General features: G+C 35.7%; 12 protein-coding genes. 3 read left to right on the top strand and 9 right to left on the bottom strand.

The features are described 5' to 3' along the window. Window positions 1–22: 22 nt before the first annotated feature. Window positions 23–1,597: a GAF domain-containing sensor histidine kinase gene (locus LOK41_RS10975; RefSeq protein WP_241816489.1), complete on the bottom strand. Its 1,575-nt coding sequence runs from the start codon at window positions 1,595–1,597 to the stop codon at window positions 23–25. Between the two features lie 157 nt (window positions 1,598–1,754). On the opposite strand from LOK41_RS10975, the gene pdxK reads away from it, so the two are divergent. Next, window positions 1,755–2,579 (top strand): pyridoxine/pyridoxal/pyridoxamine kinase, encoded by an 825-nt coding sequence (pdxK, locus tag LOK41_RS10980; RefSeq protein ID WP_241816490.1) that lies wholly within the window; start codon window positions 1,755–1,757, stop codon window positions 2,577–2,579. A gap of 297 nt (window positions 2,580–2,876) precedes the next feature. Here pdxK and LOK41_RS10985 read toward each other — a convergent pair whose 3' ends face one another. From LOK41_RS10985 to LOK41_RS11015, 7 genes are all read right to left on the bottom strand, one after another. Continuing rightward, complete coding sequence (locus tag LOK41_RS10985) at window positions 2,877–3,080, bottom strand: YbdD/YjiX family protein (protein WP_241816554.1); 204 nt, start codon at window positions 3,078–3,080, stop codon at window positions 2,877–2,879. Continuing rightward, window positions 3,073–5,148, bottom strand: coding sequence for a carbon starvation CstA family protein (gene cstA / locus LOK41_RS10990; RefSeq protein WP_241816491.1), 2,076 nt, complete (start codon window positions 5,146–5,148; stop codon window positions 3,073–3,075). Before cstA ends, LOK41_RS10985 begins: the two co-directional genes overlap by 8 nt. Window positions 5,149–5,270: 122 nt before the next feature. Beyond that, window positions 5,271–5,987, bottom strand: coding sequence for a LytR/AlgR family response regulator transcription factor (locus LOK41_RS10995; RefSeq protein ID WP_241816492.1), 717 nt, complete (start codon window positions 5,985–5,987; stop codon window positions 5,271–5,273). A gap of 155 nt (window positions 5,988–6,142) precedes the next feature. Further along, entirely contained in the window at window positions 6,143–7,342 is a 1,200-nt protein-coding gene (locus LOK41_RS11000; RefSeq protein WP_241816493.1) for an MFS transporter, read from the bottom strand. A 234-nt stretch (window positions 7,343–7,576) separates the two neighbouring features. Then, entirely contained in the window at window positions 7,577–8,317 is a 741-nt protein-coding gene (locus LOK41_RS11005) for a WecB/TagA/CpsF family glycosyltransferase (RefSeq protein ID WP_241816494.1), read from the bottom strand. A 14-nt stretch (window positions 8,318–8,331) separates the two neighbouring features. After that, window positions 8,332–9,435 carry a glycosyltransferase family 4 protein gene (locus LOK41_RS11010; RefSeq protein WP_241816495.1) on the bottom strand — a complete coding sequence of 368 codons (1,104 nt, stop codon included), beginning with the start codon at window positions 9,433–9,435 and terminating at the stop codon, window positions 8,332–8,334. Between the two features lie 85 nt (window positions 9,436–9,520). Continuing rightward, window positions 9,521–10,933: an O-antigen ligase family protein gene (locus tag LOK41_RS11015; protein ID WP_241816496.1), complete on the bottom strand. Its 1,413-nt coding sequence runs from the start codon at window positions 10,931–10,933 to the stop codon at window positions 9,521–9,523. 302 nt (window positions 10,934–11,235) lie between these two features. Between LOK41_RS11015 and LOK41_RS11020 the strand changes: the two genes are divergently transcribed. Next, complete coding sequence (locus tag LOK41_RS11020; protein ID WP_241816497.1) at window positions 11,236–11,877, top strand: trimeric intracellular cation channel family protein; 642 nt, start codon at window positions 11,236–11,238, stop codon at window positions 11,875–11,877. 292 nt (window positions 11,878–12,169) lie between these two features. Here LOK41_RS11020 and LOK41_RS11025 read toward each other — a convergent pair whose 3' ends face one another. Then, window positions 12,170–13,486, bottom strand: coding sequence for a glycosyltransferase family 39 protein (locus LOK41_RS11025; RefSeq protein ID WP_241816498.1), 1,317 nt, complete (start codon window positions 13,484–13,486; stop codon window positions 12,170–12,172). A gap of 332 nt (window positions 13,487–13,818) precedes the next feature. Between LOK41_RS11025 and LOK41_RS11030 the strand changes: the two genes are divergently transcribed. Continuing rightward, window positions 13,819–14,331, top strand: coding sequence for an acyl-CoA thioesterase (locus LOK41_RS11030; RefSeq protein ID WP_241816499.1), 513 nt, complete (start codon window positions 13,819–13,821; stop codon window positions 14,329–14,331). The last annotated feature ends 88 nt before the right edge of the window (window positions 14,332–14,419 follow it).

Consider the following 14,419-nt stretch of genomic DNA (forward strand, 5'->3'; position numbering starts at 1 on the left):
TTCCCCTCATTTTCACATGGCATTATAATGGTACGATAACTTTTATACTCGTTCGTTTTTTCTCACTTACAATCGTAATACATCCGCCAATTAACTCTGCGCGTTCACGCATTGTTGTCATACCGAGCGACTTTTTCTCTTTTATATCTTTTTCTATAAAACCAATCCCATAATCAACTATCTCTAAAGACACTTCCTTCTCCGCTACTTTCAAATAAATTGTCGCCTCTGTTACTCCCGCATGTTTACTCACATTATTTAACGCCTCTTGCCCAATTCGCCATAGCGTTTCTTCCACTACACGTGGTAAATCGCGCACACCTGTAACTTGTTCACGTATTTTCAAACCTAAATTTTCACCATATTGCTTTAAAGCTGGAAACAAACCTTTTTCCAATCCTGCTGGACGAAGTTGCCAAATGAGTGTCCGCATTTCTTTTAAAGCACCTTGTGCTAACTCTCTCATCTCATGCAGAGATTGATCTACCGTTTCATTTTGTCCCTTTAAAACAGCTTCTGCGCCCTTCGTCATGAAGGTTAATGAAAATAGTTTTTGTGAAACTGAGTCGTGCAAGTCCCTTGCCAAACGATTACGTTCTTCCATTCTGACAAGTTCACGGCGCTGTTCATTTAATCGTAAATTCTCAATCATTAATGAAATATGATTCGTTAACGCTTGAAGAATATCTATGGCATTTGTATCAAACTCACCCTTGTTTAAACTCACACATAAAACACCGAACACATGATTTCGAATATGTATTGGAGCTGCAAGAATAGAACCGTTAGGATGAACGCTATTTTCCACTTGTCTTTTCATTAAAATAGGTCGATTCTTTTCTATCGCTTCCTTTGCTGCCCTCTCTAAACCAAAATCCTCTTGTACTGTATGCTTCTTATAGAAAGCTCGCATAGAAAGCTTTTCCTCTTTTATAAAAAATGCAACTTGCTCCCATAGAAATACATCTCCCACTTGTTTCACAACTTCTTCTGGCAATATACTTAATTTATGAATTTTTCTTAGTTCCTGAATAAAACGCTCTAGTTTCACATAATAATGAGCCCTTTTCTTTTCATTTTCATATAGTTTCGTTCTTTTTAAAGCTGTTCCAATTTGCAGAGCAACCGATTGCAACAGCATAAGTTCTTCTTCAGAAAAATGTATTTTCCCTGGACTTGCGACATTTAAAACTCCAAAATCTTCTCCACCAGCTTTTAAAGGAACAGTTGCATGATGAAGGATCCCCTCAGTGTCACCCCAATTATTTTCAACCGCGTTGTTAATTCGTTTACATTCAATAATATTAACAGCTCGCTCTAATTTTCCTTCTACAAACCGACGCAAACACCAACATTCTCCTTCACACATTGGCCTTTTATTTTGAAAAGAAAGGGCTGCTGGTAAATGATAATCAATTAACTTTGTATACCTACCATTTTCATCAGCAAGAAAAATCCACCCTGTTGTTAATCCTGTTACATGCAATAACTTCTCTAATACCGCTTGCAACACATGATATGTATCATTAGATGTATTTAATGTTTCTGCAATTTCTTTTAATATAGCTAGTTCGCTTATACGATTTCCTTGAAACATAAATTTTCTCCTACATATAATATTTTCTTTCTTCATTGTATCAAACTCAATGTATTCTCAAAAAATCTAGTTACTTTTTCACTTTGTACTTATTCGTAACATTGATATAATGGTTAAAAATGTAGTTTTCATTATATCACCTGAGGGGGCTTTCACAATGACATTAAACAAAGCACTTACAATCGCTGGTTCTGACACAAGCGGTGGCGCTGGTATACAAGCGGATTTAAAAACATTCCAAGAACTTGGTGTATACGGAATGACGTCTCTTACAACAATCGTAACGATGGATCCGCATAACGGCTGGGCACACAACGTATTCCCTATTCCAGCTTCTACACTAAAACCACAATTAGAAACAACAATTGAAGGTGTCGGTGTTGATGCTTTAAAAACAGGTATGCTTGGATCAGTTGAAATTATTGAAATGGTTGCTGAAACAATCGAAAAGCATAATCTACAAAATGTAGTAGTAGACCCAGTTATGGTTTGTAAAGGTGCAGATGAAGCATTGCATCCGGAAACAAATGACTGCTTACGCGATGTACTTGTTCCAAAAGCATTAGTTGTTACACCAAACTTATTTGAAGCATACCAATTAAGCGGTGTAAAAATTAATTCCCTTGAAGACATGAAAGAAGCTGCGAAAAAAATCCATGCTCTAGGTGCAAAATACGTACTCATTAAAGGCGGTAGCAAACTCGGTACAGAAACTGCAATCGACGTATTATACGATGGAGAAACATTCGATCTTCTAGAATCAGAGAAAATTGATACAACAAATACACATGGCGCAGGTTGTACATATTCTGCAGCAATTACAGCAGAACTTGCAAAAGGTAAATCTGTAAAAGAAGCTGTAGCAATCGCAAAAGAGTTTATCACAGCTGCGATTCGTCACTCTTTCAAATTAAACGAATACATCGGACCAACACATCACGGCGCATATCGTAAATTTGCTGCTGGAAAAGAACTTGTATAAGAAATAAAAAAACAAGCTATCCATGGATAGCTTGTTTTTTATGATGCTAATTTATCCCGCATTAACGGGCAGTAAGACCCTCACCTCAAGATTCAGAGAGAAACGAGGAAGATAGGTGGGGGATCAACTGCCCGTAAAAGCCCGATTGGTTCAACTAATAATCAGTGGGGGATGAAGAAAACCCCCACTGATTAAAGTTTCACTTTATCTCTATAATCCCGAAATTTTTTACCTTTTTTGTTGTTCCACGTGAAACAACAAAAAAGGTAAAAAAGAGCGACGAATCGCTCTTTCTCTTCAACAACATCTTGATATTTTTCCGCCCTTCGCATTGAATCTAGCTTCTTGTGCTTCTGCAAAAAATTGCTTTCGACATAGAAGCGGTTCTTCTGGATGGTGTTGTTTCATATGAGTAACATACGTTTCATAACTCGGCACTCCAACAAGCAAACTAATAAATTGCTTACGTGCCCTCCACACCTTCCCAAATTTTTTAAGCATAATTTCTCGACTCACTTTCATCTCTTGGAATATATGGTGCTTCATTTAATGGTGTTGCTTTATTTTGCAACACTTTAATCCATATACGAATAGCTGAAATAAGAACTGCTATTACAACTAACATGAAAATTCCACAAAGCGCAGCATCGACATAATCATTGAAAATAATTTGCTTCATTTGTGCCACATTTTTGGCCGGTGCTAGTATTTTCCCTTCATCTAAAGCATTTTGGAATACTTTTGCATGCGATAAAAATCCAATTTTCGGATTCTCATGGAATAATTTTTGATAGCCGGCTGTCATTGTCACAATTAGCAAACCGACAGTCGGAATAAGGGTAACCCAAACATATGCCTTTTTCCCCATTTTGAATAATATTGTTGTTCCAAGTAATAACGCAATTCCCGCTAACATTTGGTTAGCAATTCCAAAGAGTGGCCATAATGTATTAATACCACCGAGCGGATCAACTACACCTTGGTATAAGAAATATCCCCACCCTAACACACATAACGTTGTTGCAATCACATTAGCCAGTGTAGAATCTGTTTTCGCAAACGGTTTATATACGTGTCCTAAAATATCTTGGATCATAAATCGTCCTACACGTGTACCAGCATCAATTGTAGTTAAAATAAATAATGCTTCAAATAAAATAGCAAAGTGATACCAGAACGCCATCATCGCAGTTCCACCGATTACTTGTGAAAAGATGTAGGCCATACCAATTGCTAATGTTGGTGCTCCTCCTGTACGAGATAATATCGTTTGTTCACCAACGTTTACAGCCAGCTCTTTTAATTCATTTGGTGTAATTGTGAATCCCCAAGAAGAAATCACTTGAGCTGCTTGTGATACATCGGTCCCGATAAGAGCTGCTGGACTGTTAATTGCAAAATATGTCCCTGGTGTTAATACACAAGCTGCAATCATAGCCATCGCTGCGACGAACGATTCCATTAACATCGCTCCGTAACCAATTGGCTGAGCATGTCCTTCCCTTTCGATCATCTTTGGCGTCGTACCAGAAGAAACTAAAGCATGGAACCCTGATACAGCCCCGCATGCAATTGTAATAAATAAAAACGGAAATAGATTTCCAGAAAACACCGGTCCTGTTCCGTCAATAAACTTGGACACAGCTGGCATTTGTAGGTCTGGTGCTACAATGAGGATCCCAATTGCTAGCCCAACAATCGTACCCACTTTTAAAAAGGTACTTAAATAATCACGTGGAGCTAAGAGCATCCACACCGGTAATGCAGACGCAATAAAACCGTATACAATAAGCATAATTGCAATTGTTTCACCACTAAAAGTAAACATACTTGCGAGTGTAGGATTCTCAGCTACATACTGTCCTCCTACAAGAGATAAAAGAAGTAAAATAATACCGATAACGGATCCTTCCCCAACTCGTCCAGGACGAATGTAACGCATATAAACACCCATTAAAATAGCGATTGGAATTGTCGCTGCGATTGTAAACATTCCCCAAGGGCTACCAACAAGCGCTTTCACAACTACTAAAGCTAATACCGCTAATAAAATAATCATAATACCTAAAATACCAATCATCGCGATCAATCCTGTTACAGGACCAATCTCATCTTTAATCATTTCACCTAATGATTTTCCATTACGTCTCATTGAAGCAAATAAAATAACAAAATCTTGTACTGCTCCAGCAATTACAACCCCAACAATAATCCAAATTGTTCCCGGTAAATATCCCATCTGCGCTGCTAAAATTGGACCTACTAGTGGGCCCGCTCCAGCAATTGCCGCAAAGTGATGTCCAAATAATACCCATTTATTTGTTGGAACATAATCCTTCCCATCATTTAGCGTCTCAGCAGGTGTTTGTCGATTATTATCTAGTTCAAATACTTTTCGTGCGATAAATCTACTATAGAAACGATACACAATCGCATATACAGAAACTGCTGCGACTAATAACCATACAGCATTAATCGTTTCGCCTTGTGATAAAGCAATTACACCAAATCCAGCTGCTCCTATTGCTGCGATTACACCCCAAAGTAAAATTGACTTAAATGCCTTCACATACAATCCCCCCTATACTACTTCTTAGTGGAGATTGTACTAAATTTTCTGAATATTTTAGTTAAATCCTCCTTATCATGAAGGATTCTTATGTTAACATGTTGAAATTCACCTATGACTTGTCATAGTTCAATTTTATTTCGAAGTCGTTTTACATAATTTCGACTAACAGGAATTGGCTGCTCATCATACCTTTCTAAATAAAGATTATAAGTTCCGTTATAATAAGGCTTTAGTTCTTGAACATACATAACATTTATTAAATAACTTTTATGAACGCGCAAAAAATCATATGCTGTTAATTTATTTTCTAATTCTTGGAGTGTGTATGTTGAAATATACTGATTATTTGTTGTGTATATCGAGACGGTTTTATTCTCTTTATTTTTACTTACATATACAATATCCTCTGGGAAAAGATACGTAATTCCTTCATGACTTTCAATCGGAAGTTTGCGCAAATGATTTTTTATACTCTTTCCTTTTTCTTGTTCTAGTCTATGCAAAAGAAATTGTAAATCTTCTGCATGAAAAGGTCGTAGTAAATAATAAAACGCTTGAAAGCGAAAGGCAGTTATCGCCTCTTCTATATTCTCACCCATAAAAATAAACTTTGTATCGCTACTTAATTGCTTTAATAAGCTAGAGAATTCGAACCCTGTGCCATCCTTTAATTTTGTATCTAAAAAAACAAAATCAGGAATATGCTTTTTGGCTACTTGTAAAGACTCCATTCCTGTTCTTGCTTCAAAGCACTCTATATTTCGCATACTTTCTGTAAATGTCTCTATTAATCGATTTCTATTTTCTGTCTCTTCCATGATAAGTAAAATTTTCATCTGCCCAACCACCTAATTGTTTTGTCCATATGTCTTGTTGTATACATTCGCTTTAGTACGAAATAATCCCTTTTTCTATGCATATTTTCTATTTAATAAGCTACCCTTTTTCTCAAAAAACAAAGGAAGGAAGTCTTTTGGACCTCCTTCCTTTGTTATACTAATTCTTGTTGCTTCGTTTCCTGTCCAAGTACAACCACTGCAAGCATACCTATTAAAATGGAACTGCAAAAGATTGTAAAGATCAAAGAGAGAGAAGCTTGAGAAGCAACAAGGTAACCTACTAACAACGGACCGAGAATACCACCAATACGACCAAATGCCGCAGCCATACCAGCCCCAGTACCGCGAATCACTGTCGGATACTGCTCAGGTGTATATGCATATAGTGCACCCCATGCTCCTAGATTAAAGAAGGACAATAGCATTCCTGCTACTAACAATGTCGTGAGTGATTCAGCTACTCCAAAGACGTAAGCACTACATGCCGTGCCAATTAAATACGTAACTAACACAAATTTACGGCCGAGGCGTTCAATAAACCATGCAGCAGTAAAATACCCTGGAAGCTGTGCTAACGTCATAATTAACACATACTGGAAACTTTTTATTAAACTAAATCCTTTTAAAACCATCACACTTGGCAGCCAAAGGAACATGCCATAATAAGAAAAGACCACACAGAACCATAAAACCCATAGCATAATCGTTGCTTTTCTGTATTCTCCAGACCAAACCGCTTTTATATTCACAATAACAGATTGTTTTTCCTCAACCTTTTCAAACCTTGGTGAATCCGGTAAATTCCATCGTAAATATAGCGCATAAAAAGCTGGGATTGCACTTAATACCATCGCTATTTGCCAACCGTAGTTTGGAATGACAAAATAAGAAATTAAAGCTGCAATTAACCAACCACTAGCCCAAAAACTTTCTAGTAATACAACAATTTTTCCACGTTCATGAGCTTCAACACTTTCAGATACAAGCGTCGAAGCGACTGGTAATTCCCCGCCAAGACCCATACCGATTAAAAAGCGCAATATGAGAAACATAGTCAATGTTGTTGTTAATGCCGTTAAGCCGCTACCGATAGAAAATAATAATAACGTTATAATAAAGACCGATTTCCTTCCCATCTTATCCGCTAGTATCCCAAATATGAGTGCACCGACAGCCATCCCAATAGAATTGACACTTCCTATCCAGCCCATCTCTTCACTACTTAGTCCCCATTCTTTTTGCAGTGCAACGATGACAAATGAAAGCATACCCACATCCATTGCATCAAATAGCCAGCCTAGCCCCGCTATTCCAAGAAGCTTGCGCTTTGAAATTTCTTTTACATTCCCCACAAGAAGTCCTCCTTACACAGGTGTCTTTACACATCATTTTACATGTGTGTATTGTATAAGTAAAATAATTTCATTCCTATTTTTACTTAAAGGTTCCTTTTTAATCTTCCCATAAAGTGGAGCTTCCATTAGTAGGGTTTTACTGATGATTAGCCCTAAAATAGCGGGATAAAGTGAGGTTTAAGAATGCCACATATTCAACTTTCAAAAATAAAAAAAAGCAGCGATATTTCGCTACTTTTTCGAACGCATCACTGCTTTTAGAAATTCAGCTAATACAAGCTGACGACGCCAACGCGTCGGATTACTACATAGACGGTAAAACCATTCTAAATGAATTGCTTGAATCCATTTTGGTGCACGTTTTACTTCTCCTGCCCAAACGTCCAAACTACCACCTACACCAACAGCTACCTTTGCTTGCAAACGATGTTTATTATTTTGTATAAAGTTTTCTTGTCTTGGGAATCCAAGTGCTACAAGCAATAGATCTGGCTTTGCTTCTTGAATACGAGAAATAATATCTTCTTCATCTTCTGGTTTGAAATATCCATCTTGTGTTCCCACAATAGATACAGCTGAATATGTTTTTGTTAAATGATCAGCAGCACCTTTCACAACATGCGGTTTTGCTCCAAGTAAAAAAACAGATACGGATTTATTCTCTTTCGACAACGTCCCAAATAAATCACTCATTAAATCAAAACCTGCTACGCGCTCTTTTAATGGTGTGCCTAGCATGCCGCTTGCTTTTACAACTCCAATACCATCTGGTGTGATTAAATCTGTTTTCAAAAGTGTTTGATGAAAACTTGGATCTTTTTTCGCACACATTACAATTTCCGGATTCGCTGTTACAACTTGAAATGTATGAGTTTGTTCTAATTCTAACTGCTTCATGATATATTGAATTGTCTCTTCCATTGTCATCGTAGAGAAAGGGACACCTAAAATATCAACTGTTTGTACTGCCATAATTATAATCCTCTCTATTTCAATAAAAGTTTTTTATATGCTTTATGAGTATCTTCATATAGATTTCGTAATGAGAAATGAGAAGAAGCATGCTCATATAAACGTTCACCCATCGATGCTAATTCACCATTCATCCATTTCTTATAGCTTTCCTCTAATGCACTTGCTAATGCATGCACATCACCAATTGGTACAATCCATCCATATGTATGATCAACAATCAATTCTTCCATATCACCAACATTTGTTGCAATAGATGTTAAACGTTGATTTGCTGCTTCTAATAATACAAGTGGGAAGCTTTCACTATAAGAAGTTAATAAATTAATATGAGCGGATGCATATAATTCTTTAACATCCGAACGATACCCTAAAAACATTACTTTATCTTCTAAGCCTTTCTGCCTTACTGTCTCTTTCAATTCTGTTTCAATTGGGCCATCTCCAACTAATAATACCTTTATGTTAGGAATTGTTAGTTTTTGCAAAGCATCAAATAAAATATTATGTCCTTTTACAGGATGAAGACGGGCTACTTGAATAGCAATAAATGTCCCTTCTTGTACACCTAATTCATCCTTCATATTATACGACTTTGTTGGAATGTCATCATACTCAATCCCGTTATAAACGGTACAAATTTTATCTTCTGGCACACCAAGTGCTACTGTATTTTTCTTAAAACGTTCCGTAATTGCAAAAAATAAATCAACTTTCTTATAAGACCGCAAATTTAACTTTGTAAAAATCCAACCTTTTAAACCGCGCTTCATAAAATCAAGAGTTGGATCACTATGAACTGTTGTTACCCATTTTGCACGTATCTTCCTTTTTAGAAGAGAAAGATAAAAGTTCGCGCGCGCGCCATGTGTATGTACAATATCAAAGCGTTCTTCGTTAATAAACGTACGTATTTTGGAAAGAATCGATATGTCATAACGAGATGATTGGGAAAAAACGTGCACTTTAATTCCAAGCTCTCTTGCTTCTCTAGCAATTGCACCTTCTTCAAACACAAGTAGTTCAACTTCATCTTTTGGAAATTGCGACAAAAGTGAAATAATGTGAGTTTTCCCGCCACCTTCTTCTGCTCCAGCATTCATATGCAACACTTTCATCTCTTTCTTCCTCCATCTTTATGTTCTCTTATAATTACTATAACAAAAAATAAAAGCTAACGTGACGCTAGCTTTTATTTTTCTATCATTCAATTTCTAAATCAACAATTAAATATGCAAAGATTACAGCAAAATAAATACTTACTCCAGGCGCCGTTAATACATGTCCCGCTATAAATGCGATACCCAGCGCTAAACCTAATGCAGTTGCTAATAATCCGTATTTGACTGTAAATACATCCTTAAACCTAGTTACTAATACGAGAAGAATTTTCACACCGAAGTATAAGAATGGGATTAAAAGTAGAGCGAAACCAACAATTCCAAATGAATAGAACCAATCATGAAAATCTCGTTCAATTAGTTTCGGACCCTGATCCTCTTTAAAGTTACCGGAATACCCCATTCCTAATAGTTTTTGAGATGTTGGAGCTTCTGCATAATAGTCTTTATACATTTTCTCAAATATCTCACGTCCGCTGAAAATCATTGCTTGTGTTTCTTCTTTTTTCTCTATTTCTTTTTCTTTTGCTATTTCTTTTTCTTGTTCCTCTTTTGTAACAGGAGGCTTATGTTGTTTCTTTTCTTCTTTCTTTTCTTCCGCTTTTTTCACTTCTTGTTTTTGCTCAAAAATTTGGAAGTGAAGTCCTATATTTTTTAAGAATGGTGAAAATGGTGTATACGCTAATACTCCAGCAAAAACGACAGTTGCTAGAATACCATTCAATAAATATGGCTTCTTCTTTCTATCTTTACGCTGCAGGAATGCTTGAACATAGCACATGAACACAGCAACAACCATTGTACCAAAAATTGCTCCAAAACCAACCTTTGTACCAACAGCAAATAATGAGAAGATAATTAAAATAGAAGGAATCCAAAAATAACTCTTCGCTATGCTTGTTGTTTTTTCAATTGAGTATAGGACAACAATTGGACATATAACTGCTAAAATGGCTCCTAATTCATTTCCTGCATAGAACCAACCTCGTGAACCGAGCTTCACCCATTCGTAGCTGTTATAATCCGTTCCTGTCGCAATAGAAATAACCATGATACTATTTATAATTAACGTTGCATACACAATATAGTTACGCATTTTGGAATACGTATTTGTTTTTTCTCTTAATGATTTAAATACAAAAATGTAACAAGTAAGCATAATTAATGGGTATAACGATTTTGCTATGAATTTAACTTCTTCTCCCAACATAATAGGGCTTTTGACAAGTTTATTATTTACTAAACCTATAGCAAAAACAATACCTACTACTATTAAATAGATGATATATTTACGATTTTCTTTTTCTTTTGCTTGAAGCAAAATATAGATTCCACCAAGAGCCATTACTAATAAACGCGTAATAACTCCAATTGTTGTATCAATTTTCAAAACCATGATGCAAAATGATGTGAGTAAGTCTAAAACTGGCTGTAACATAATGAAAATCAATAAAAAATTTCCAAATTTATTACCTAAACTATTATTTTCTAACATCTCGAACCCCCATAACTATCATAACCTTATCTCACTTTATACAATTTACAATAAACCTTTAACTCGTCTCAAATATTTATTATAACATAATTTTTCAGTTAACCACTTGCTATTTTCAATTACTATCTATATAGATAATAGATAATAAACCTCTTCCTTATATGTTACATATCCCGTATTTTCAAACGCTTTCTTTCCTCGTTTTTTCTTTTTTTCTACATGTAACGAAAAGTAATTGTTATTTCTAAAACTTTAGTGTATATTTTGCTCTGGAACATCTTTAAGAGGAAGGGATTAGAGCCATGTTATTAATCGAAATATTTACGTTTCTCGGCATTATCGCCGCTGCCATTTCTGGTACATTAGTTGGTTTAAAGAAAGATTTAGATTTATTTGGTGTCCTTTGTTTAGCTGTAGCTACTGCACTTGGTGGCGGAATTATTCGTGATATTATGATTGGTAACCTACCTCCCGTTGCATTTGTACAACCGATTTACTTTTTTGTCAGCGTACTAGCAACCCTCTTTACTTGTATGTTTTTTGAACGTATTAATAAACTTCAAGTTGTCATTATGCTTTCAGATGCTGTCGGTTTAGGCGTGTTTACTGCTATTGGCGCAAATGCTGCCATGTCACATCACGTCGATGCTTCCTTCTTAGTTGTTTCGATGGGTGTTATTACAGGTATTGGCGGAGGGATTTTGCGTGATATTTGCGCTCAAGATATTCCCTATGTATTCCGTAAGGAGATCTATGCGATTGCTTCTATCTTAGGCGCAATTAGTTTCCTAATTACGTATGAAATGGGTGCAAACGTATTAGCCTTTTATATTTGTTTACTAGTAACATTCATCATACGTGTAGTCACTGTTATATATAATGTGCATTTTCCAGTCTTCTTTAAAAGTCATGCAAAGGCAAATGCTAATAAAGTGAAACTTTAATCAGTCGGGGTTTTCTTTATTCCCCACTGATTATTAGCCCTCACCAATCGGGCTTTTACGGGCAGTAAGACTCCCACCTAACTTCTTTGCTTTTGCCGAATTTTGAGGTGAGAGTCTTACTGCTCGTTAATGCGAGGTAAAAGTCATTAAGAGAATTCAAAGCGAATTCTCTTTATTTATGCCTAAATAGAAAACTCACCACTTAAAAAATCGTGAGTCTTCTTTTCTCATATACCTCAGTATATCCCCGAAAGATACAGAATAAAAATATCCTGCTCTAAAAGGGAGTATTCTATTTTTTGAAAAATAGCTTTTGACAATAGAATGACAACATATAGACACCTAAACTTTGTAGAATGAATAAACTTGGTATAGTTAAATTACTATGTACCATATCCTTATTTAAAAGTTTCATGCCAATATATCCAGTTATAAGTAATAGTAGAAACATATAACCTTCGCTCTTTTGTTTCTGAATAAGAAAATGTAAAAGCGCAATTGACATAAATAAAGTTACAGCTATAAAGATGAGTTTTTCAACTTTTAGCAATGCCCCATTCATTCCTCCTGAAGATAGCTGATCTGCACTTGGCTTAACGACAGCTAACCGTTCTGTTTCTAACTCACTTACATTTTGATTTAGGCGTTCTTTCATGCTTTTTGCTTGAACCGTTTCTTGTTTATTACGCCCTTCCCCAATTAAAACCGATTGCATATACGCATCATTAGAAATGGTATACTGTTTTATTCCCATTGCTTGAATCCCATAGTTGATACCAAAATGAGTAGCATAAAATACAGCCAAAACCCCGATTAGTTTTAACAATACATTTTGTTTATCTGCACTTCGGAATACTTCCACTAGTAAGACATACATAATTACTAAAATAAGTATAAATACCCCTACTGGATACATCATATTACTAAGAGCAAATAGTATCGCAGCACATGCCCATGTGTAAGAATGACTCAACCCTTTATGCAGCAATATGTAACTCGCAAAGTAAAATAAAAATATAGAGAGTGATTCCCCTGTTAATAATGAACAAGAAAGAATATTGGGCAAATATAGTGAGTAAAACACCGCCGCAATCCGGCCACACTCTTCTTGAAATAAAATTGCCGCAATTCGATAAATGAAAAATGCTGTTCCTGCGCAATATAAAACATTACATAATTGCAAAACAAATGTAGCATCGCCAAACACACGAATTAATACTGACTCATATATAATGAAAGGTATTTGACTAACAAGAGTTATATTACTGCTTCCCAGTGCAACTTGTTTTGCAGTCTCATACATAGCTCTCATATCTCCTATAACTGGAGCATCAAAAAAGAGAACTGCTCCAAGTCGAATAAGCACCGTCATACTCATTAGAAAAATGAGAAACTGCTTATCCGTAAAGCGATATTGCAAAATAGACGAGAGAAGCAACAGCAGTATAACAAAAATCGAGAGCACAATCGTTAAACTCGTAGCGCTTCCTCCTAAAAACTGCTTACTTCCCTCGAAGGCGTTCCAGCAGGAATAAACAAAAAAGGCAAGCATAGTTCCAATAATCATTTTACTAAAAAAAGATGAAAACCCTGTTTGTATATGATTCATATGTATATTGCACCTCTATTTCCATTCATAACACAACGATTCTATCATGAATGGACACATGACAGTTAAAAAATTTATATGACAAAAATATAGCAGTAACTTTTTCACTTGCAATGTAAGCGAAACCTCTTTTACACTACAACCTATACAAAATAAATTTTCTTTCAGTTATACGAATAGAAATGCAATATTATTCTATTTTAATAAAGTACACTGTTTATCGAATATCAATTGTTTAAATAGCAAATTACATTCAATAGAAGACACGAACCTTTTTTATACAGTAAACAGGTATGCCACTCTGATTGAAAACATAAATAGGAGTCGATTATATGGATAAGAAATTTATGAGAGAATCAAAAGCAATTAAAACAACGCGTGTTTTTCCAAACGATTTAAACAACCATCAAACATTATTTGGCGGAAAATTATTAGCGGAAATTGATAGCATCGCATCTATCGCAGCAGCAAGACATAGCCGGAAACATTGCGTAACAGCTTCCATTGATTCCGTTGACTTTTTAACTCCAATCCACCAAACGGATTCCGTTTGCTATGAGGCATTCGTTTGCTATACCGGGAGATCCTCTATGGAGGTATTTGTGAAAGTCGTTGCAGAGACTTTATTAGAAGGAGAACGCCGCATTGCTGCAACTTGTTTCATTACATTCGTTGCACTAAAAGATGGAAAGCCATCTTCTGTACCACAGGTGCTACCAGAAACAGAAGAAGAACATTGGTTATACAAAACAGGGAAAGAACGTGCACAAAGTAGAAAAGATAACCGTGCAAAAAGTAGAGAAATGGCTGATGTATTAACATTGAATAAACCTTGGAGTGTATAAGTTAAAATTCCAAAAATTGATATCCCTTAGCGAATATAGTCTGACTATATTCGTTATTTTTTTCAAAAGAATGCATAGTCTAACTTTT

Source organism: Bacillus sp. TL12 (assembly GCF_022625245.1).
GTDB lineage: Bacteria > Bacillota > Bacilli > Bacillales > Bacillaceae_G > Bacillus_A.